Here is a 22,076-nt window from a genome sequence, read left to right on the forward strand (position 1 = left end):
TAATAGTGAGGTAGGGGTTGTTGCAAAATTTGCAGCAGTATAACATGCTGCCACGTAACTGTAGCGTGCGTAAATAGATTTATCAGCACGATTTTATGACGATTAATTTATCAAGCAATGTAGAACATCTTATCAAGGCTTTAGCCATCGTTAGCCATAGCATAGCATCTAGTATTGAGAAAAATATGAATGAAGCAAATCCAAAAAATAACAGTGTATCCAAGCCGCAAATCGACAGCTTAGCCACACAAGCTGATTTACAATTGCAGTTAGTCGAACTGCAGATGAATATGTCTCATCTTGAGCTGACAGTAGAACGCCTTGACGACGTCATTACTCGTCAAGACAAACATATCCAAACGCTACAACGACAATTACAATTTATTTATAAACAAGTTGAAAGCCAAGATGAAGAAGGAGGCGTGGCACCTTTTGACGTCATGGCAGACAGACCACCCCATTATTAACCATAATATGCCATACATAAACAGCGACTAAACTGGATTATTTTGAATGTTTATATGTGTATTTTCGAATAAAACTACCTTGCAGTGACTATCCAGTCATATTAGAGAAATAATGTTGTTTTAGTGTATTAAAAACATTAGTATCCTTCCCCTTAAGTACCGTCTACCTAACAAAGTTCGGGATAGCGGTAAACAACGTGGATGTTTGGAGATACACAATGGGCGCAAATTTTAATCTTAAAACCCTCACGGTAGCTATTGCTACTCTTTCTATTGCTAGTGTTGCTAGTGTTGCGAATGCTGCAGGTCTTGATCGTTCAGGTCAAGATATCACGGCGTTTTTACAAAATGGTGTATATGCTGAAGCGGTTTATACCTATATTGATGGCGATGTCACTGGTAAAGATTCGTCAGGTAAAGAGATTGATGATATTGCTGAGTCTTATGACTTTTTTCGTTATGGTGTAAAAGCGGATATCAACGACACTTTTAGTGTTGGTGTTTTATATGACGAGCCTTTTGGTGCAGCAGCTGACTATAGTGGTAAGAATGACTTTGTAGATCAAAATCCTCTTTCACCTAGAAATGGTGAAGGTACCAATGTTGAAGTTCGTACTGAAAGCATCACTGGCATTGTTGGCGCAAAACTTGGCGAAAATAAGAACTTCCAGATATATGGTGGTCCAGTAGCTCAACGTGTGAAAGCCAATGTGAAATTGCGTGGAACTGCTTATAGTATCGCTAATGGTTATACTACCAATATCAGTGCTGATCAGGACTATGGCTGGTTAGCTGGTGTCGCTTATAGTAAGCCTGAAATTGCCTTACAAGCTGCTCTAACGTATCGTTCAGAAATTGAGCATAATACACAGGCTGCAGAAATCTATCCTTTTGCTCAGAGAGTTGGTCTTTCGCCAAATAGAATCGATAATATTGAGATTACTACCCCTGAATCAGTGAATTTTGATTTCCAAACGGGTATTAATCCTACGATGCTAGCTACAGCAAAAGTACGCTGGGTACCATGGAGTGATTTTGCGATTACACCATCATTATACAATGAGACTAGCCAAAAATTAGCAGGTCAGCCTGGTATTCCTCCTGAAGGTTTAGATTTGGTTAGCTATGATAAAGACCAGTGGCAGGTTGAATTAGGTCTTGCTAAACGTCTAACGCCAGTATTAGCAGTGACCGGTACGGTTGGCTGGGACAGTGGTGCTGGCAATCCAGTTACGTCACTAGGTCCTATTGAAGGTTACTATAGCGCTGGTCTTGGTGCAAAGTATAACCTGACTGAAAACTGGGCTATTTCTGCCGGTGGTAAATACCTGTGGTTTGGTGATGCCCAAGGTCAGATACCTAGTAAAACTGTAGTAAGTAACTTTGAAGACAATGATGGCTTTGCTCTTGGTGTAAAATTATCTTATCAAGCCAAGCAAAACTTCAACTAAGCGCTACTGCCTTTACTGTAAATAATACTATTTTAACAATTTTAAAAGCGATCCTTAATGGGTCGTTTTTTTATGTCTTAAATTAAAAATTTAGAATTGCTAACTATTAGATTTAAGTTTGCTAAAATTACAATTTATGAGTTACTTTATGAATATTTGTTTTGTATTTTTGTTCGTTTGCTTTAGGTCTAGATAAATGTACTGAAGAGTCATTATTAAGAAATAAAGTGTTTTAAGTGTTGTTTTAGTGTCAAAAAGTGATTACTATTCATTCAGGACGTCGTTTACATAAGTTTATATTTTAAGCAACAATGCTGAATATGAGTTATGAAAATGATTTAACAACTAGGATGTTTGGAGATACCCAATGCGCGCTACTTTTCATTTAAAAACTCTTGCTGTAGCGATAGCTACTCTTTCTATAGCCAGTATGTCTAACGCTGCAGGTCTTGATCGCTCAGGTCAAGATATCACAGCATTCCTACAAGATGGCACCTACGCTGAAGCAGTCTATACCTATATTGACGCAGACGTTAGTGGCTTTGATAACAGACGTGTTGCTAGTGATGATGCAGGCTATATTCAAGGTAATAGTACAGGTGATATCGCTGAATCTTATGACTTCTTCCGCTATGGTGTAAAAGCAGATGTTAACGATACTTTTAGTGTCGGTATCTTATATGATGAGCCATTTGGTGCTGCTGCTGCTTATACTGGAGATAATAACTTTACTGGTGCGCCAACTGCAGCAATAGATGGTCTTATTGCACAACAGCTAAATGGCAAAGTTCCAGGGCAAACGATTACTAGCGCTGCAGGACTCGACACGTATGTTAAAGGTGTGCAGCAACAGTTGGAAGCAGGAAGACAACAAATCAGGCAAGGTGAAGCAGCAATTGCAGCAAACCCAGCCCTTGAACCCGTTTTACGTCCTCAAATCAATGCTGGTAAAGCGCAAGTTGCTGCTGGTGAGGCACAATTAGCTCCTTTAGTGGGTTTAAATGGTTACGCTGCTGGTCAACTTGCCAATACTGAAGGCACGAATGTTGAAGTTCGTTCTGAGAGTATTACAGCTATCATGGGCATGAAACTTGGCGCCACTAAAAACTTTCAAATCTATGGCGGCCCAGTCGCTCAGCGCGTTCAGGCTGATGTAAAATTACGCGGTAGCGCTTATGGACCTTCTACTGGTTATACTTCACATATCAGTCCAGATCAGGACTATGGTTATATAGTAGGCGCTTCCTATAGTAAACCTGAAATTGCTTTAAAAGCGGCACTTACTTACCGTTCAGAGATTGACCATGATATGAATATTTCTGAAACATATCCATTAGCAGGTCTATTAGCGGGTAATCCGGCTGCTGCAACTCAAACCAATACTATGGAAATCACTACTCCAAAATCGGTAAACTTCGATTTTCAAACAGGTGTTAATCCAACAACTTTAGCCACTGCAAAAGTACGTTGGGTGCCATGGGGCGACTTCAAAATTACTCCACCTTTGTATAATGAAGTAAGCAAAAACAACCCTGCATATGGTCCTGATGGCTTAGCCTTAGTAGAGTATGACGAAGATCAATGGCAAGTAGAGCTTGGTATTGCCAAGCGTTTAGCGCCAGCTTTAGCGGTTAGTGGTACGGTTGGTTGGGATAGCGGTGCTGGTGATCCAACAACGTCACTAGGTCCTGTCGATGGCTACTACAGTGTTGGTTTAGGTGCTAAATACAATGTTACTCCTGAATGGGCGGTATCAGCCGGTGGTAAATACTTATGGTTCGGTGATGCCAAAGGTCAATTACCAACCAAACAAATAGTTGGTGATTTCCAAGATAATGATGGTTACATTCTTGGTATGAAGCTTTCTTATCAAGGAAAGTAAAAAGTTATTATAGACAACTGAGTTAGACATAAGAAAGCGATCCATTAAGGGTCGCTTTCTTATATATATGAATCGAGGAAAAACCTAATAGCTATTTCTATAGCTATAGAAATAGATAGAAACGGTACGTTAATATTGATATTTGAATGCTATTTATATAAAGATTTACTACTTGCTATTATTAGGTAATATAGAGATTTGCAAGAAGTAGCCTAGTGATACTGCATCTATTTAAAAATAAATAAGTAGTAACTGTCAGAATAATAGACGTAGAGGGTTGCTAACAGCCCTTTTATCACGCAAATTGATGATATAGAGGCAGTTAGCATTGAAATAACCCAATGATATTTAATCAGACAATAAAAAACCTCGTTACTATAACAGTAGCGAGGTTTTCTAATTTAACAGCAGTAATTAAAAAGTGTTTATTGATCTAAGTTCATTTCCATTTCTTTAAACTTCGCTGAGACTGAGGCTTTTGGACCACCTGTCATAATACTTACAGCAAAGATGGCAATAGTACTTAAGATAAAGCCTGGAACGATAGCGTATAACCAGCTATTTAGTGCCATACCATTCATCTGGAAAGGACCATAGATCCATAAGATGACAGTTAATGCACCAACGACCATACCAGCAACCGCACCGTTTCGGTTCATACCGCGCCAGATAAGACTGAAAATAACCAACGGTCCAAATGCCGCACCAAATCCTGCCCAAGCGTTAGAGACCAAACTTAATACAGAGCTTTCAGGATTAGAAGCCAGCAAAATAGCAACGACGGCGACCACGATAACTGAAAGACGACCGACCATTACTTGGCGGGCTTCTGGTGCATCTCTATCAAAAAACAGCTTGTACACATCTTTGGTTAGTGAGCTTGATACGACCAATAGCTGTGATGAGATTGTACTCATGATCGCGGCTAAAATAGCGGCTAACAAGAAGCCTGAAACTAATGGCGTGAATAAGAACTGGGTGAATACTAAGAAGATAGTTTCAGGATCATCTAAAGTCATTGCTGTTTTCTGTACATAAGCACGACCTGCAAAACCAGTCATTAATGCACCGATTAGACTCACAATCATCCAGCTCATACCAATGTTACGTGCCGTTGGTATATCTTTGACTGAGCGAATAGCCATAAAGCGTACAATAATATGCGGCTGCCCAAAGTACCCCAAACCCCAAGCCATTAACGAGACAATACCAAGGATCGTCATACCACTGGTGACATTAAGTAAGCTTGGATCGATGTTCCTGACCGCCTCAGTTGTGGCTGAAATTCCGCCAAGATCAGTAAAGGCTACAACAGGTACGATAACCATCGCAAATAGCATGATAATGCCCTGTACAAAGTCAGTCATTGACACTGCTAAAAAGCCGCCAAATAGAGTATAGGCGACAACCACACCAGCAGTCACCCACAAACCTGTGGTATAAGATAAGTTGAGTGAGCTTTCAAACAGTTTACCACCACCAACTAAGCTAGCTGCTGTATAAACAGTAAAGAATAAAATAATTACAACTGCTGAGATAACACGCAGCATATGCGACTTATCTTCGAATCGATTTGCAAAGTAGTCAGGTAATGTGATGGCATTATCTGCAATCTCAGTGTAAACGCGTAAGCGCGGTGCCACGATGATATAGTTTAAAAATGCACCCAATGTCAAACCGAGGGCAATCCAGATACTCACGACGCCATCGGCATACATATAACCCGGTAAACCAAGTAATAACCAACCGGACATGTCTGATGCGCCAGCGGATAAAGCGGTTACCGCAGGACCGAGACTACGACCACCAAGCATATAGCCTTCGGTATCATTAGCTTGCTTAAAATAAGCATAAACCCCAATCCCGATCATCACTAAGAAATAGGCGCCAAGTGATATCAGCACGCCACTAGAAACTCCGTTCATATAAATAGTCCTTAACCAACGTTGTTGGCTGTCATTATTTTTAACGAGAAAAATTAAGTCTTGCAAGACGATGTTTAGAAACAATATCTAAAGACAAAAAAAGCCATTAAGTAGGACATAATGGCTTTTATTCAATATCTTCTGTTAGTTTTATATGATTGATGCTGTTTTAGGACCAATACTTATCAAACAATGTGTATAGAAAAGGGCAAATATACTTATGTGTTGCTATGTTAAATGCCATCATCTCTTTACTACTTGCCAAATATTAATCGCTTATATAACCAATCATTTAAAACCATTAAACCTACTGTTTACTATCATATATTACTAGAGATGTTCAATATATGATTATCAGTGCCAGTTGGGTAAAATTATGTTATAAAAAACGTCAGAGGCATTATAACGTATGAGCGTCATAAATGCTAACTCAGTATCTTTCAGCAAGTAATATTTTAGAAAGTTATTTTATCTTAGCTATCCAACCACACCAGACTAGGAGTTTTTATTGAATGATCTGTTATTCAATAGCACCTTATTCAATGGGTGCTAGCAAATCTAATAGTGCAGTTACACTGTTTGATTGGGTCAGTTTCGGGTTGATTACCACGCCTAAATGACGCTGTAATTCGATATTATCTGCCATATCAATACGCTCTAAGTCTTGGCTAATCATCGTTTGCGGCAATACTGACCAACCAAGTCCTACAGACACCAGCATCCGAATAGATTCAAGTGGGTTGGTGCTCATGGTGGCATAAGGCTTTAGATTGTGTTTGGCAAATTCAGCCAAGGTAATTTGACTGGTAAAGGTATTGGCAGATGGCAAGATAGCAGGGTAACGTGCCAATTGCTCTAGTGTCACATTAGACTTACTGGCCAAAGGTGATAAGGTACCAGTCATAAAGTAAAGTGGATCTGACCACAGGGTATGATAGGTTAAACGCTTGTCATAAACGGGTGGCAGGGTCAAAAATGCTAGAGACAAGTCACCATCAAGTACCGCTTTATGTGCGGTTTCTGAATCGACGAAATGTACCTCTAGCTGTACGGCAGGATACGCTTGGATAAAATGCTTAAGAACAGGGGCGAGATGGTGTAAGCCTATATGATGGCTAGTACCAATGACAAGTTTGCCGGATACAATATGCTTAGAGTGCTGTAGATTGATTTTAAAGTTTTCGTAGTCTTCAAGCCATCGTTTGGCATGAGGTAACATCTCACTGGCTGCTTGAGTTGGAACAATACCACGACCCACCGTATCAAATAAAGTGATATTAAACTCATCTTCTAAGTTTTTGATGCGTTTACTGACCGCAGGCTGAGTAATAAAAAGCTTTTCTGCTGCACCCGAAATACTACCTGTATTCATCACAGTCACGAATGTCGTCAAATTTGTGGTATTCACACCGATGTCCTTAGCTACATAACGAGCTATAAATAAAAGTTGGCTGACCCAATCATAATGTATTAGAAATAAAAGTTTGCAACTATGAAAGAATCATCAATTATTATTATAGGATTAGCCTGCTATAATCACAAGACATCGAAACGTATTTTAGACATATTTATTGTATTTACTTGATAATCTGCGCCATAAATCTTATTTTAGGCATCAATTATCGCAACCATTAGTAAGTAACAGATAAAAACCTAGCACACTATGGTCCTAGTACTAGGGTTTTAGTAAATGAGAATAAAGTCATTAGCCACTAAAAAGGATAGCAATATGGCCGGTCAAACGTTATATGACAAACTTTGGAATGCTCACGAAGTCACCAAGCGTGATGATGGTTCGAGCCTGATTTATATCGACCGCCATTTGCTACATGAAGTGACAAGTCCGCAAGCGTTTGAGGGTTTGGAATTGGCTAATAGAGCGCCGTGGCGTCTGTCGGCTAATATTGCAAGCCCTGACCATAACGTACCGACAGTCACCAAAGAGCGCTCAGAAGGTGTGGCAGGTATCAAGGATAAGGTCTCGCGCTTACAAGTACTGACGTTAGATGATAACTGTGCCAAATTTGATATCGCTGAGTTTACGATTAATGATGCTCGTCAAGGGATCTTGCATGTCGTCGGTCCTGAGCAAGGCTTAGTATTGCCTGGTATGACGGTCGTTTGCGGCGACTCGCATACTGCCACGCACGGAGCACTGGGCTGTTTGGCGCATGGTATAGGCACCTCTGAGGTTGAGCACGTATTGGCAACCCAGTGTTTGATTCAAAAGAAATCAAAGAATATGCAAATCCGCGTCACCGGTGAGCTTGGCGCTGGCGTAACCTCAAAAGATGTGGTGCTTGCTATCATTGCAAAAATCGGTACTGCTGGCGGAACAGGGCATGCGATTGAATTTGCTGGTCAAGTATTTGAAGACATGAGCATGGAAGGTCGTATGACCGTCTGTAATATGGCGATTGAAGCGGGCGCACGCGTGGGTATGGTTGCAGTCGATGATACGACGATTGACTATGTTAAAGGTCGTCCATATGCGCCGAACGAGTCACAATGGCAGCAAGCAGAAGCTTACTGGCGTACTTTTTACTCAGATGATGACGCTGTGTTTGATAGCGTGATTGAGATTGATGGTAGCCAAATTGCACCGCAAGTATCTTGGGGTACCTCGCCTGAGATGGTGGTTGATATCACACAGTCAGTGCCAACGCCTGATCAAGCGATTGATGAAGCACAAGAAGAAGGATGGTTGCGTGCTTATACCTATATGGGTTTGGAGGCGGGTCAAAAAATTACCGATATTCAACTTGATCGTATCTTTATTGGCTCTTGTACCAACTCGCGTATTGAGGATTTGCGTGATGCCGCCGCCGTGATCAAAGGTCGTAAAGTGGCTCATACTATCAAAGAAGCCATCGTCGTTGCTGGTTCTGGTCAAGTGAAGTTGCAGGCAGAAGCAGAAGGCCTAGATGCTTTGTTTACGGATGCAGGCTTTGAATGGCGTGAGCCGGGCTGCTCGATGTGCCTTGCGATGAATGCTGATAAGCTTGAGCCACAAGAGCATTGTGCTTCGACATCCAATCGTAACTTTGAAGGTCGTCAAGGCAATGGTGGTCGTACGCATTTGGTCAGCCCAGCAATGGCAGCGGCAGCAGCATTGGCAGGTCACTTTGTGGATGTGCGAACTTTTTAGTTATTACGCGTCATTTAATAATAAGCACAATATCGATAGGAAATACCATGCAAGCTTATAACACCCAAAAAGGTATCGTTTGCCCACTTGATCGCGCAAACGTTGATACCGACCAGATTATCGCCAAACAGTTTTTAAAGTCTATTAAGCGTACCGGTTTCGGCGTCAATTTATTTGATGACTGGCGTTATCTGGATGAAGGGTATCCAGGACAAGACAATAGCACACGTGTTATCAATCCTGACTTTATTTTAAATAAACCACGCTATCAAGGTGCTACTATCTTGCTAGCGCGCCGTAACTTTGGCTGTGGCTCTAGCCGTGAACACGCGCCTTGGGCGCTTTCAGAGTATGGCTTTCGTACAGTCATTGCACCAAGCTTTGCCGATATTTTTTATAACAACTGTTTTAAAAATGGCATGCTACCGATTGTATTGGATGAAGAAATCGTTGATAGCCTAATGAAAGCCACGTTTGCCAACGAAGGCTATGAATTGACTGCAGATCTTGAGCGTCAGGTGGTCATCACCCCAACTGGCGAAGAGTATGCGTTTGAAGTCGATGACTTCCGTAAGCATTGCCTATTAAATGGTCTTGATGATATTGGACTGACGTTGCAGCAAAGCGATGCTATTAAAGAATACGAGCAAAAAATGATGCAAAAAACGCCTTGGATATTTAATGAAGTCAGAGCCTAGTGTTTAAGCATGAAATAAAACCGCTAATGGCAAACGATTAATAACGAATATGAATCGCCATAAAAACGAGCTTAGCGCTAATACAGCGTTGAGTTATGGCGACTAAGTGGCTAAAATGAACGGTAATCTATTCTTATATTATATATTTCCATCTGATAAATAGTAGCCACCATTATGAATAAAATACGTTTTGCGGTATGGACAAGTACAGCTATTGCCATAACCTTATTATCTGGTTGTCAGGCATTGACAGGCTATCAACAGATAGATAAAGCAGAAAGCGCAAAGGTATGGACGGGTACTATTAAGCCCATTGCTGGCGAGGTAAATATTGCCTGTGTCGGCACCTACCACTGTGAGATTGTAAAGATAGATCGCACGATGGTGATATCGCCTGAAAATCATAAACCTGTGAATGCCACCATGGTGGTTGCGATGAATGCTGTGAGCCAAAACAATAAAACTCGTACAGGAAGTAAGCATTCTCAAGCTGCTATGACGATGGATATGACGCCGCTTATTCATAATAATGCCATTAAGATTGTGCCATTATCAGCGTCTGCTATGCCAAATCTTATTAACTATTATGCTCGGGTCAAACCCGCTAAACGTGAAGTGCACGTTAATTTTTATCCAGAAAATAATCTAGGTTATGTCGAGCGTTTTGCTATGATTCATGACTTTGCTGGCCCCGGCACTTATCAGCTGCGTGCTTATCAAAAAAAGTCTGGCCAGAGCTCCGGTAGCTTGTTAGATACAGCATCGCCAGAGCCTTTATGTGTTGAGCTTTATCAAGGCAATACCGTGCAGCGCCGCTTTTGCAAGCAGATTGGCACTGAGCATCAAGGAGAGTTTGTAGAAGCCAGTATCGTTAAGGCGGCATCAGTGCCATCAAAAGTAAAGGTAAAAGCCAAAGTATAATTATTAAAAGCCTGTCGTTATTAGCTACAAACAAAAGCAAGTATAAAATAAGTCATAGAAATATAAATTTACTCAACCTCAAGGACCAGTATGGCAACGATTTTAACATTAGCGGGCGATGGTATTGGCCCTGAAATCATGACTCAGGCCATTGATGTGCTGAACGCTGTCAATGATAAGTTTGCGTTAGGTTTGACCCTTGAGTCTGGATTGATCGGCGGTGTGGCAGTTGATGCAACAGGTGAACCCTTGCCAGAAGAGACGCTACAACGTGCACGCGCAGCAGATGCAGTGTTATTAGGTGCAGTTGGTGGTCCTAAGTGGGATGGTATCGAACGTAGTAAACGTCCTGAGCGCGGTTTGCTAAAAATCCGTAGTGAGCTTGGTTTGTTTGCCAATCTGCGTGTAGCCAAACTTTATCCGCAGCTTGTGAATGCTTCAAGCATTAAACCTGAGATTATTTCAGGTCTAGACTTGCTTATCGTGCGTGAACTGACTGGTGGTATTTATTTTGGTGAGCCGCGCGGTATTCGTACACTAGAAAATGGTGAGCAGCAAGGCTATAACACCATGGTGTATAGCACTAGCGAAATCAATCGTATCGGCAAAGTTGCTTTTGAATTGGCGCAAATACGCGCGCAAGCAGCAGGAACCGCTGCCAAAGTCTGCTCTATCGACAAAGCCAATGTATTGGAAGTTACTGAGCTTTGGAAACAGACCATGATCGAACTACAGCAATCAGAATATAGCGATGTGGCGTTATCTCATATGTATGCTGACAATGCTTGCATGCAGCTGATTAAAGACCCCAAACAATTCGATGTTATGGTCACTGGCAATCTGTTTGGTGATATCTTATCTGATGAAGCAGCGATGCTGACGGGTTCTATTGGCATGCTGCCATCAGCCAGCCTTGATGAAGCGGGCAAAGGCATGTATGAGCCTTGTCATGGTTCAGCGCCTGATATCGCAGGACAAGATATAGCCAATCCACTAGCGACCATTTTATCGGTCGCTATGATGTTACGTTATACTTTTAAACAAGAAGCAGCAGCGCAAGCGATTGAACAAGCGGTCAGTAATGTGCTTGATGATGGCTTACGTACGGTCGATATCTTGGATCGCAGCGAAGCTGGACTTATACAAGTCGGTTGTCAGCAAATGGGACAAGCCGTATTGGCAAAATTGGTTTAATAGAGATTACTTTATCCTAATCTGAATTTTTGAAAATTTGTAATAATGAACCCATAATTTGCTAAGCAAGTTATGGGTTTTTTTATTGCTCGCTTTTAGAGAAGATAAGCGTTCGCTAAGGTTAACGTCTTTAAACAGAAAGCTGCATAAAAGCGTTTGTTTTAACACAGATACTGCAGTCTAATGCGCTTATTAACACAATGCTGTTATATGCTCACATGGGAATATGTCACCATAGCTTATCTATAACTGGTTTAGATAAATCAATATCTACTGGCTCAATCCACATTGTAAAATCAGTCCTATACTAGTCACAGGATTTTTGACATGGACATATGGTATGTTGAACTAATTATATAATCCTAATTGGGCATTAATGGTAATAATTTTATAATTACTTATAAGTTGTTTGTAATAAAAAATATAACTTAACAAATTGGAGTAATACATGTATCAATTGACCAAAATCAGCACGGCAATCGCAGCGCTTGGTCTATCGACCATTTTATTTATGGGGCAAAGTATTGCAGTAACGAGCGATGTCAAAAATGACACGGTCGAAGGAAGTGCAAAAGGTACTGCCACTAAGAGCACAGAGTCCAATAATACAAATCAAGTAACTAGTAATAATAACGATGTCAGTCCAGTAACCAATGGCGTAAGTCAAAAAGTTGCTGGTAAAAGTAAGACAGCAGTATCGTTGAATAAGTTTTTACCGACCATAAAATATACCACTGAAAATCTACCAATGGAGGCGCAAAAGGTAAATAGTGCTACTTGGAAACAAGGTATGAAGAGAAACCGTGATACTACTACTAAGCTGCAAGCTCTATTAAACTGGCATCAAAACGGTGTTGGTGCAGTTGATGGCTATTGGGGAAAGAACTCTCGTAAGGCGATGCAGGCTTTTCAGATGGCAAATGGGTTGGCAGTGACCGATACATTAAATACTGAGACGTGGCAGGCATTAACCAAGAATGATAAGCTTATGGCACAACCGGTATTGGTCAACTATCAGCTCACTGATGCAGATATCAATATAAAAACCACGGTTATTCCAGCAGGGGCAGAAGCCAAAGCCAAGCTTGAAGGGATGTACTATGAAACTGTCATTGAAGGTTTGGCGGAAAAGTTTCATATCAGTGAAAATTATCTTAAGGCGCTCAATCCTAATGCTAAATTTGCAGTAGGCGAAACAATTACTGTCTACAATCCAGGCAATCCTAATATCAAACCTGTTAGTCGAGTGGTTGCTGATAAGACTACCGAAACATTGTATGCATATGATGATAAAGGTATCTTGGTTGCTAGCTATCCAACCACAGTAGGAAGTACAGCGACGCCATCACCAACAGGTACGCATACAGTTGCAGTTAAGGTACACGAGCCTAATTATACTTATACAGCAGAGAACGGTAGCAAGTCTATTTTGCCACCCGGTCCTAACAACCCTGTAGGTTCGGTATGGATTGGACTCAGTAAGCCGTCTTATGGGATTCATGGTTCGCCCGATCCTGCTCGTATTAGTCGTCAGGCATCAGCGGGGTGTATACGTCTAACCAATTGGGATGCGCTTGCATTACTTGGCGTGATACAAAGTGGTGCAACTGTTGAATTTAAATAACGGCTAAATTATAGACAAAAAAATACCGCTGATATCTAGCGGTATTTTTTATGGTAAAAACCATATTAACTTACTAAAATATGATAGGCAATAATGAGTAGGTTAGCAGTATCATTATTATTATCAGTTAAACCACTCAAGCATTATACATATGCTCTTATAACTATCTTAGTAGATAAGAATTTAGTTTTTACCACGATAAGTAATGCGACCTTTAGACAAATCATAAGGTGTCATCTCAACCTTAACTTTATCACCAGTCAAAATTCGGATGTAATGCTTACGCATCTTACCTGAGATGTGCGCAATAATTTCGTGTCCGTTTTCTAAACGAACTTTAAACAAAGTATTTGGAAGGGTGTCAATGACTTCGCCTTCAAATTCAATAATCTCGTCTTTTGCCATAATTTGTATCATCAATCAATTTAAAATAAGCCCATATTATACGTAAGTTAGCAGATTAAAGCAATACGGAACCTGATTTTTACTTGACAGCCTGTAAGTGATATGTATGCCAGATCCTATTGATTTAATCGGGAAGGTTGAGCCAAATAGGTGTGAGCGGCGCATCGGGCAGTAAGGTTTGAAAATGCTCAGGATAATAGGCATTAATGAAATATAAGCCATCACCTGAAGCAGTTGGTGGTGCTATTGTCCGATCTTTTTCAGCCAAAATATTTAAGAAGTCAGCCGGTTCTAAATCGTGTCTGCCGATCGCATATAACGTACCCATCAGGTTTCGCACCATATGGTGCAAAAATCCATCAGCTTGAATATCGAAGACGATAAACTGACCATGAGTAAAAAGATTGGCATGGCTAATATGGCGCACGGGCTGATTAGATTGACAAGCGGCAGCACGGTAGCTACTAAAATCATGTGTACCAACGATATCAGATGCTGCAAGCTGCATGGCTTTTAGGTCAAGCGACTCGTGAATATGTGTCACTTGATGGTTGAGGATGGCAGGTCGCTGAGTTTGATTGAGAGTAATGTAACGATAACGACGAGCAATTGCGGCAAAACGCGCATGAAAGTCAGCAGGCATCGGCTGAACCCAGCGTAAAGCGATATCATCAGGCAAAAGACTATTTACACCACGCAGCCAATTGTGCGAGGGTCGATAAGCATGAGTAACAAAATGGGCAATCATATTGCCAGCATGAACACTTGAGTCTGTGCGCCCTGCAGCAATCACTTCTACTGGTTCATTGGCAACAGTACTAATGGCGGTCTCTAACGCTTCTTGTACGCCAAGTACCTCTCTTTGGCGTTGCCAACCATGATAGTGAGTGCCCAAAAATTCAATAGCAATGGCTAAAGTATAAGTTGGGCGCTTTGCTTCGTTGTTTTCAGTTAGGGACATGGTCATTTTGGAACTTATACAGAGTTTATGAGTGATAGTTTAACGTTTTTTGATATTGGTGCCCGTTTGCTGGACGTTATTTAACCAGCGTTGTCGGCGTCGTGCTGGGCTGTCGTGGCGCAGTAACAACCATAGTAAGCGTGAATAAATGGCTGGAATGGTTAAACGACCACCTGCAATCACTTGATGATCGTATTGCCAACTGCCAGCAGCATAGGTGTCACTTACACCACCAAACGGCGATTGGCTAGCGCACACTACCATGTGACCTTTTTCATAAGCCAGTTGCAAGGCTTCTACTAACTCTACTGAATAAGGAACGTTGCCAGCGCCATAGCCTAATAAAATAATGCCACAAGGCGGCTGTGATAATAAGGCGCGCAGCTGTTGGTTTAATGCATCGATTGCATTGGGCAAGCAGTACAACGCATGAACGTAAGCGTGCTCGGCACGAACTGCAATGTCAGCACTAATATCTTGTTGGTCATCAAGCCAGTGCTGCCGACGAGTATCTGGTAAGCTTTTGACATAACTATTGGCAGGATAAGCCGCTCTAGAGTGACCAGTAAATGCCATAAAGTCGTGGCTATGTATTTTTTGCACCGTTTGCGCTGGCCATGATTCGCCGCCGAAGGCAATCTTCACCCCCGATTCACCTGCACTTGCTAGCTTTAACGAGTCAGTAAGGTTGTTCCAAGCATCACTCTGTGCATCTACTTTATAAGAGTGCAGTTCCTCACTATCTAGCAGCGGACGCATACTACCGGTAACGACAATACAAATATCGCTACCTGCAAAGGCTTCTGCTAAGAACGCTCCCAAATAACTGAGTGTATCCGTGCCCGTAATTAACACAAAACGTCTACTGCCTTGTTGATATGCCGACAGTAAAAGCTGGTAAAAATGCACAAAATCACTGGGTGTAAACTGACTGCTGTCTTTAATCAGAGTATTGTGAAGCCAAGCAATGGGCGATAGATTAAGCGCATTATCCAATTCTGCCAGTAGTTGCTGCAAAGTTGGCAAAAAAACCTCTGCTGATAGCGGCGCTAATGGACGACCATAACTCCCGAAAGTGCCGCCAGCATAAATAAGTTGAATAGGTGCAGGGATTGTATTTGTCATAGATGAGTGCACTGTATTGGTTTTAAATTGAATAGACGATAGAGCAGAATTATTGAAAGAAAAGAGATAGAAAAAGCACCATTATTATAAATGCAGCGAGTATTCTAAGTGGCTAGAATACTCGCTATCACACCAGTCATTTTAAGCAGTGCGATCAAGCAATCGTTGTGCTTGCTGCTGCTGTTCACTATTGCCTTTAGCAATGACTTCATTGAGTAGGCGTTTGGCACTATCGTATTCGCCAAGTTGCACGTATTGACCTGCTAAATCTAGCGTGACTTGATTGCTATCTAAGGATTTAACAAAATCAAAATCTGCTGCGAACCGTGACGAAAAATCTTCAGTACTGCTAGTGTCAGCTGCAGGAGCTATATCAATAGCATTGTCGAGATGAGTATTGGCATATTCGCTATCAACTTCAACTGGTGTGCTTGCTGTTGTAGACTCTGATAAAGATAAAGAATCAAAGTCAAAATCATCGTCTATGACCGTATCATCACCGAATCTCAACGTAGTAGGGGCAGTACTAGAAGCGTCGGACTCATTTTTTATGATATCTATTTCTTCAGCGCTTATATCTTCAATATTTGCATCTTCAATACTGATATCTTCGAAACTAAAATCTTCAAAATTATCTTCGACAATAGAATGCTGAATTTCTATTTGCTCTGGCGTCTCATTCGACACATCATCACTGTGTAAAGATAAGGTCAGATGGTCATCATCTAAATAAGTTGTCTCTGTTGTAGCAGGTGCATTATTGATAACGTTATTGGTATCGTCATCACTGTTTAAATCTAAGAAAAAGTCATCTTCTAATGATAGCTCATTTAAGCTGCTGTTAAAACTATCGTCGGTAGCGTCATCGGTGGGAGCCTCTGTAGATGCAAGACTGTGCTCAGATAATTCAAAATCAAAATCGCTGTCAGTACTAGGACTATTATCAGTGTCGCTGTCAGTGTCTATAACCACAGTTGCAGGCGCAAAAATATCTTCATCTACTACATCAAGCGTGGTGACAGGTGCCGGGTTATTACTAGTATGGACAGGTTTATTAGTGCCATCTTCTAAATCACTCAGACTAAGATCAAACGCTTGCTCAATATGATCGAAATTATTATCATCAAAAGCATTCGAAGCCGTTAAGGTTTCACTCGTTGCTTCTGACAAGTCGTTTTTGTATTCAACATTTTGAACCGTATTAGTATCAAGGATTGGACTGTTGCTGCTGGCTTTATTGGTCGGTAGATCAAAATCTAAACTTTCAAATTCAGCGCTTTGACTATTATCTGCTGACAATGCTCGCTTATCGACTTGGTTTTGTTCTTCAGTTAGCAAAGCTTTTAACTCATCAGCTTGTGCGATACTTTTGTCATCATTATTTGCTTTGATAGCATCATAGACTTTATTGAAATTCTCAGACTCATCTATCGTGGCATATACCGCAAGGAGCTTGAGAGATAATTGGCTATCATTTGGCTTTTCGCTTAAGCCGCGATTGAGCGTTTCAATCGCTTTATCATAGCGCTGTTGGTCCATAAAACGTTGAGCAATCTCAATATGATCAAACTTTTTCTCATGATTGATAGCTGTTTGAGTAGGCGTACTTCTAGAAGCAGCATGCTTCGATAAGGGCTCAATTTTGCCAGTATTTGTACTCAAATGCTCTGATGGCTTTTGCGCTTTGTTTTTGCGCATGACCAAGACCGCAACGAGTAAAATAACCACCAATCCGGCGATGATATATAGCATATTGTCCATAGTTACTCCCACGCCTACGATCAGAGCTGCTTGCATTGATCTGTTAGGCAATTATTGATTGCGTAATTTTTTGAGACGAGCTTGCAGCTCAGCCAGTTTTTGATTTTGTAATTGTAATTTGCGAGTATAGCTCTCAAGCGTACCACTAGTTTTTGATAACTGCTGAGCTTGTGATGCGGTACTTTGTCTTGATGATTTAAGCAGGTCTAACACTTCCATGCTAAGTCCGTTACCCGTTGCCATGCCTGCTTTGGTTTTAGTGCCATCTGCGCTGCCTTCATGACCAGGAGCAAGGACAGAAAACTGCGCCTTTGGTAAAAATTGAGTCTTAGTGGTCGCCGGCTTTTCAGTATGTTTTGTTGCTTGCGTATTGGCACCTTTGGACACAGGATTTGATGCAGTTGGTTTTTTTGCGACAGGTGTATTGGCGCTTCTATATTGCCTTTGAGCACTGATAGCAGCTTCAAGTTTTTGCTGTGAAGGTAGCGCATCATAATTAGGTAAACTCAACTGTGCATCTGCTTTTAATTGATTGGCGTTTCTATTGATAAAAGCGTCAGGATTTTGCGTCTGAATTTCTTTCATAACGGTTTGAACGTCGATATTGTTCTTCTCTGCGATTTGCTGTGCAATCACCCACAAGTTGTCGTTACGCTGCACGGTATAATTGATCTCGCTACTAGCTGACTTATCTGATACTTGGCTTGAAGTGTTTTTTGCTGCGGCCGACGTTTTAGGCGTTACTGCTTTCTGCCAGGCATTCGAGTTAGGGGGAATATTATTGAGAGGGGCTGTAGCGACGATATTATTACTATCATTTGGGATAATAGCTTTATTTTTATTGGTGAAAGCTGCTTCATTCGGCGTCAGGGTTTTGAGCGCCATAGGACTAGCAACCATCATATCTGTATTGCTTTGACTCTTCGGCTGTATCTGACGAGTAATTTGTATGTTTAAAATATCGAGCTGTTTATCAATCTCGCTAGTAGCAGAAAGCGTACTATTTGATGAGACGGTTAAAGCTGTATTATTATTTGCGCCCGCCATGACACTATCGTTTTTTATATCAATAGGATTATTTAATCGACCATTTTCTAAACGGCTAGGCGCATAGGTTGTGATATTGCTTTGTGTCGTTTTTGCAACTGCTGTTGGTAGGCCAGAGGGTATAGTCGTTGCTTGAACGCTTGGTATTTGTGAGCTTGACGCTTGGATACTTGGCGTTTGAATAACAGGTACTCGTATATTAGGCGATTGAACATTGCGCTCGGGTAATGTTGCAGCCTTTAGTGTAGGTTTCGATGAACCAGATGATAATAAAGGTGGCGGTGCACCATTTCTAACCGTCAATGGCTGCGCGTTAGTTGTAGAAACCACGGGTAAATTAGGCTTTTTTGCGCCTGTTACGATATTTTTAGAAGTCGCAATCGGCAAGCTATCATTAAGCGGCATCAGTAATGTTTTTGGGATAACATTACGCTGATTGCCATCATTAATTGCTAGAACCACATCGGCAAAGGGTTTGGACATAGGCTTGGTGGTGGTAATAAAAACTTGACCACTTGTAGCTGAAGTCGGATGAAAGCGTACGATCATGGAATCAGTTGGGGTTAGACCCATTTGCTGATAAATGGCAGAATTTGCCAAACTGGCTGAAAAGTCAGTGTTTTCAATATCAGTGACCATAATACTGGCAACTAAAGGTTCGTGCTGAGCTGAAATAACAACTGTTTTGCCGATAGTCGCTGCTTGGGCGCTAGATATTAAGGCTGCATAACTTATTGAATAAAACAATGCCATCGATACTGCGCGATGTATGCTAGTCAAGCGGTAAGATAAATGACAAGACATATGCAGCCCTTTGGAGTAAAAGTTGTCTGTGTTGTTATAACAAAATACTGTTTAGTTTACCAGTTTATTCCACTGCTGTTGTGACCAATAGTTCAATTGCATGTTTAATACTTACACACATCAGTCAACTTTTTTATCAAGCAGCATGGCATCACCATAACTAAAAAACCGATACTCGGATTCGATGGCATGTTGATAAGCTTCTTCGATAGATTTTTTTGTCGCAAATGCGGACACTAGCATCAGCAACGTAGACTTTGGCAAGTGAAAGTTGGTCAGTAGCTTATCCACGACGCCAAACTCAAAACCGGGATATATAAAAATCTCTGTATCACCTGCCCAGCCAGAGAGTGGCTGTCTATCGACTGCGGTTTGTTGGTAAGCCGTTTCAAGGACACGTGTGACAGTAGTCCCGATAGCAATGACTTGCTTGCCATTGGCATGGGTCTGATTGATAAGGTCGGCAGTGGCTTGAGGCAGGTGTGCATATTCGCTATGCATCGTATGATTCAGCAGGTTCTCTGTTTTTACCGGAGCAAAAGTACCTGCGCCGACATGCAGTGTAACAAAAGCGGTTTGAATACCTTTTGCCGCCAGCTTTTCTAATACAATATTGTCAAAATGTAAGCTTGCTGTCGGGGCAGCGACGCTGGCAAGCTTAGCAGGGTCATGAAAAACAGTCTGATAGCGAGTATTGTCGGTCGCATCGGCATGGCGTTCGAAATAGGGTGGAATAGGCAGCTCACCATATAGCTCTAAATCAGGCAAAATGGGCGTATCAAAAGCCAAGATAAATAAGTTCTCTTGGCGTCCAATCATGACACCAGTCATATGACTATCAGCAAGTACAAGACCTTGTCCAAGCTTCAACGCTTTACTGGCTTTAACATGACAAAGAGCGATATGCTTTTTTGCAATCACCGTCATGTCTATGATGTCAGAATTTGACGTTATTGTGTCTAGATCCGCGCTATTTAAATCGGATAGAGCGACCAAACGCTCTATTAATACTTCAATCTTTCCACCGGTATCTTTTTGACCAAATAAGCGCGCTTTCATTACCTTGGTATCGTTAAAAACAATCAAGTCGCCTGCATTAAGTAATTCTGGCAACTCAGAAAACAGCTTATCTTCAACTTCAACCTGACGATTAACATTGTTAGCAGGCAAATAAAGTAGCTTTGACGCGGAGCGCTGCGCCAATGGATAACGGGCAATCAGCTGGTCTGGCAGTTCATAATCATAATCATCAACACTTAGATACTTTAAAATATCGTCATTATGACTGGCAGTAATTTCAGAGTTATTATTTAAGGTTTGAGGTTCAGAATCAGTCATAAGAAAGTCTTTCGATAGGTGGGAATTTTGAGAGCAATTGTAGCAGAAATGAGGATATGAAAGAATGTTTTACTAAGCAGGACTTTTTTATTTACCTCTAAATATAAATAAAATAGCCTAAGTAAAAAATTGAGATATTTATTTAGGAAAACTCTCTAAAGAATTCAGGCGAAAAATCATTCAAATAAATTTAATTGTGGCGTGACTTGCGTTGCAGATGTCAGTGAGGAAAATGTCACACCAACCAATCGAATAGGAAGAGTACGCGGAATGTCCAAAAAGAGTTTATCTAACCAAAAATGAGCGGATTCTGCGCTATCAAATGCCGTCGATAAGGTGTGCGAGCGCGTGACTTGAGTAAAATCTGAGTATTTGACCTTTAGAGTAATAGTATAGGCAATGAGCTGTTTTTTGTGCAGCTGACTAAAGGCATCGGCATTTTGTTCATAGACTTGTATTTTTAGTTCATTATCATCCGTTAAGTTTTCTCTAAACGTAGTCTCAGAGCCAACCGATTTGTGTGTACGCTCAGACTTGACCGCACGCTCATCACGTCCATGAGCGATATCATGATAAAACTGTCCACGCTTACCGAACTCATTGACTAGTATGGCAGCTGGCGTACGCCGAAGGTCAGCGCCGTTACTAACACCCATTGCATGCAGGCGTTTGGCCGTTGCCTTACCAATACCGTGGAAGCGTTCAATAGGCAAAGTGCTGATAAAGGCATCAGCATCCGCTGGCGTGATGACCGCTGTGCCATTAGGTTTATTAATATCAGAGGCAATTTTCGCCAGCATTTTATTAAATGAGACACCGGCAGAGGCGTTTAGACCCGTTTGTCCTAAAATCTGCGCCCGTAACCAATTTGCCATTAATGTGGCTGAGCCTTGATGGACAGACAATCCAGTAACATCCAAATAGGCTTCATCTAATGATAACGGCTCAACGTGCGGCGTCAGACTGTGCATGATACGACGTATCTCAACACTAACAGCACGGTAAACATCAAAGCGCGGCGGTACAAATATCACGTCAGGACAGCGCTTTCTGGCTTCATAGCATGACATGGCGGAGCGCACGCCAAACTTACGGACTTCGTAACTGGCAGCAGCAACCACGCCGCGACCGTTGGGATCGCCGCCAACCACCAATGGCTTGCCACGCAGCTCAGGAAAATCACGCTGTTCTACACTGGCATAAAAAGCATCCATGTCGATATGAATGATTTTGCGAAGGTCAGATTGGCTAACGTCAGGTTTAGTGTTTGTTGTTGTAACATGTATTGTCATAAAAACTATTTTACCTGATTTTTCGCACCGATT

At 41.5% G+C, this 22,076-nt stretch carries 17 protein-coding genes; 8 read left to right on the top strand and 9 right to left on the bottom strand.

The genetic code is table 11. The features are described from left to right. The first annotated feature begins 95 nt into the window (after nt 1–95). From JMX89_RS04880 to JMX89_RS04890, 3 genes are all read left to right on the top strand, one after another. Nucleotides 96–467, top strand: coding sequence for a SlyX family protein (locus JMX89_RS04880; RefSeq protein ID WP_227673010.1), 372 nt, complete (start codon nt 96–98; stop codon nt 465–467). Nucleotides 468–685: 218 nt separating this feature from the next. Then, nucleotides 686–1,918 (top strand): OmpP1/FadL family transporter, encoded by a 1,233-nt coding sequence (locus tag JMX89_RS04885; RefSeq protein WP_201551028.1) that lies wholly within the window; start codon nt 686–688, stop codon nt 1,916–1,918. A gap of 367 nt (nt 1,919–2,285) precedes the next feature. Next, nucleotides 2,286–3,800 (top strand): outer membrane protein transport protein, encoded by a 1,515-nt coding sequence (locus tag JMX89_RS04890; RefSeq protein WP_201551030.1) that lies wholly within the window; start codon nt 2,286–2,288, stop codon nt 3,798–3,800. 425 nt (nt 3,801–4,225) lie between these two features. Here JMX89_RS04890 and putP read toward each other — a convergent pair whose 3' ends face one another. Both putP and JMX89_RS04900 read right to left on the bottom strand, forming a co-directional pair. Further along, complete coding sequence (gene putP / locus JMX89_RS04895) at nt 4,226–5,725, bottom strand: sodium/proline symporter PutP (RefSeq protein ID WP_011513904.1); 1,500 nt, start codon at nt 5,723–5,725, stop codon at nt 4,226–4,228. A gap of 535 nt (nt 5,726–6,260) precedes the next feature. Beyond that, a complete protein-coding gene (locus JMX89_RS04900; RefSeq protein ID WP_020443718.1) occupies nt 6,261–7,133 on the bottom strand; it encodes a LysR family transcriptional regulator in 873 nt (290 codons plus the stop codon). Nucleotides 7,134–7,454: 321 nt separating this feature from the next. On the opposite strand from JMX89_RS04900, the gene leuC reads away from it, so the two are divergent. From leuC to JMX89_RS04925, 5 genes are all read left to right on the top strand, one after another. Beyond that, the gene (leuC, locus tag JMX89_RS04905) at nt 7,455–8,873 is read left to right on the top strand and encodes a 3-isopropylmalate dehydratase large subunit (protein ID WP_201551032.1); all 1,419 of its coding nucleotides are present in this window, start codon (nt 7,455–7,457) and stop codon (nt 8,871–8,873) included. Nucleotides 8,874–8,920: 47 nt separating this feature from the next. Next, entirely contained in the window at nt 8,921–9,571 is a 651-nt protein-coding gene (gene leuD / locus JMX89_RS04910; RefSeq protein WP_181210050.1) for a 3-isopropylmalate dehydratase small subunit, read from the top strand. 174 nt (nt 9,572–9,745) lie between these two features. Next, complete coding sequence (locus JMX89_RS04915) at nt 9,746–10,492, top strand: hypothetical protein (RefSeq protein ID WP_201532066.1); 747 nt, start codon at nt 9,746–9,748, stop codon at nt 10,490–10,492. A gap of 90 nt (nt 10,493–10,582) precedes the next feature. Next, nucleotides 10,583–11,686 carry a 3-isopropylmalate dehydrogenase gene (gene leuB / locus JMX89_RS04920; protein WP_201532065.1) on the top strand — a complete coding sequence of 368 codons (1,104 nt, stop codon included), beginning with the start codon at nt 10,583–10,585 and terminating at the stop codon, nt 11,684–11,686. Between the two features lie 448 nt (nt 11,687–12,134). Continuing rightward, a complete protein-coding gene (locus tag JMX89_RS04925) occupies nt 12,135–13,310 on the top strand; it encodes a L,D-transpeptidase family protein (protein ID WP_201532064.1) in 1,176 nt (391 codons plus the stop codon). 183 nt (nt 13,311–13,493) lie between these two features. On the opposite strand, the gene infA is transcribed toward JMX89_RS04925, so the two are convergent. The 7 genes from infA to dinB form a co-directional block, all read right to left on the bottom strand. Beyond that, nucleotides 13,494–13,715, bottom strand: a complete 222-nt coding sequence (gene infA / locus JMX89_RS04930) for a translation initiation factor IF-1 (protein WP_010199824.1) — start codon at nt 13,713–13,715, stop codon at nt 13,494–13,496. A gap of 124 nt (nt 13,716–13,839) precedes the next feature. Beyond that, on the bottom strand, nt 13,840–14,682 hold the full coding sequence (gene truA / locus JMX89_RS04935; protein WP_201532063.1) for a tRNA pseudouridine(38-40) synthase TruA: 843 nt from the start codon (nt 14,680–14,682) through the stop codon (nt 13,840–13,842). 33 nt (nt 14,683–14,715) lie between these two features. After that, nucleotides 14,716–15,801 (bottom strand): asparaginase, encoded by a 1,086-nt coding sequence (locus tag JMX89_RS04940; RefSeq protein WP_201532062.1) that lies wholly within the window; start codon nt 15,799–15,801, stop codon nt 14,716–14,718. A gap of 141 nt (nt 15,802–15,942) precedes the next feature. After that, entirely contained in the window at nt 15,943–17,562 is a 1,620-nt protein-coding gene (locus JMX89_RS04945; protein ID WP_201532061.1) for a FimV/HubP family polar landmark protein, read from the bottom strand. Between the two features lie 51 nt (nt 17,563–17,613). Then, nucleotides 17,614–19,413, bottom strand: coding sequence for a peptigoglycan-binding protein LysM (locus JMX89_RS04950; RefSeq protein ID WP_201532060.1), 1,800 nt, complete (start codon nt 19,411–19,413; stop codon nt 17,614–17,616). 120 nt (nt 19,414–19,533) lie between these two features. Next, complete coding sequence (gene queA, locus JMX89_RS04955) at nt 19,534–20,751, bottom strand: tRNA preQ1(34) S-adenosylmethionine ribosyltransferase-isomerase QueA (RefSeq protein WP_201532059.1); 1,218 nt, start codon at nt 20,749–20,751, stop codon at nt 19,534–19,536. A gap of 176 nt (nt 20,752–20,927) precedes the next feature. After that, on the bottom strand, nt 20,928–22,043 hold the full coding sequence (dinB, locus tag JMX89_RS04960; RefSeq protein WP_201532058.1) for a DNA polymerase IV: 1,116 nt from the start codon (nt 22,041–22,043) through the stop codon (nt 20,928–20,930). Between the last annotated feature and the right edge of the window lie 33 nt (nt 22,044–22,076).

This window comes from Psychrobacter sp. DD43 (assembly GCF_904846555.1).
Taxonomy (GTDB): domain Bacteria; phylum Pseudomonadota; class Gammaproteobacteria; order Pseudomonadales; family Moraxellaceae; genus Psychrobacter; species Psychrobacter cryohalolentis.

Bases quoted from the DNA above. Each gene is read 5' to 3' on its own strand.
- infA (WP_010199824.1), bottom strand. From the start codon at position 13,715: ATGGCAAAAGACGAGATTATTGAATTTGAAGGCGAAGTCATTGACACC.
- putP (WP_011513904.1), bottom strand. From the start codon at position 5,725: ATGAACGGAGTTTCTAGTGGCGTGCTGATATCACTTGGCGCCTATTTC.
- JMX89_RS04880 (WP_227673010.1), top strand. From the start codon at position 96: ATGACGATTAATTTATCAAGCAATGTAGAACATCTTATCAAGGCTTTA.
- dinB (WP_201532058.1), bottom strand. From the start codon at position 22,043: ATGACAATACATGTTACAACAACAAACACTAAACCTGACGTTAGCCAA.
- leuD (WP_181210050.1), top strand. From the start codon at position 8,921: ATGCAAGCTTATAACACCCAAAAAGGTATCGTTTGCCCACTTGATCGC.
- truA (WP_201532063.1), bottom strand. From the start codon at position 14,682: ATGACCATGTCCCTAACTGAAAACAACGAAGCAAAGCGCCCAACTTAT.
- JMX89_RS04885 (WP_201551028.1), top strand. From the start codon at position 686: ATGGGCGCAAATTTTAATCTTAAAACCCTCACGGTAGCTATTGCTACT.
- JMX89_RS04950 (WP_201532060.1), bottom strand. From the start codon at position 19,413: ATGTCTTGTCATTTATCTTACCGCTTGACTAGCATACATCGCGCAGTA.
- JMX89_RS04915 (WP_201532066.1), top strand. From the start codon at position 9,746: ATGAATAAAATACGTTTTGCGGTATGGACAAGTACAGCTATTGCCATA.
- JMX89_RS04940 (WP_201532062.1), bottom strand. From the start codon at position 15,801: ATGACAAATACAATCCCTGCACCTATTCAACTTATTTATGCTGGCGGC.
- JMX89_RS04890 (WP_201551030.1), top strand. From the start codon at position 2,286: ATGCGCGCTACTTTTCATTTAAAAACTCTTGCTGTAGCGATAGCTACT.
- JMX89_RS04925 (WP_201532064.1), top strand. From the start codon at position 12,135: ATGTATCAATTGACCAAAATCAGCACGGCAATCGCAGCGCTTGGTCTA.
- leuB (WP_201532065.1), top strand. From the start codon at position 10,583: ATGGCAACGATTTTAACATTAGCGGGCGATGGTATTGGCCCTGAAATC.
- queA (WP_201532059.1), bottom strand. From the start codon at position 20,751: ATGACTGATTCTGAACCTCAAACCTTAAATAATAACTCTGAAATTACT.
- JMX89_RS04945 (WP_201532061.1), bottom strand. From the start codon at position 17,562: ATGGACAATATGCTATATATCATCGCCGGATTGGTGGTTATTTTACTC.
- leuC (WP_201551032.1), top strand. From the start codon at position 7,455: ATGGCCGGTCAAACGTTATATGACAAACTTTGGAATGCTCACGAAGTC.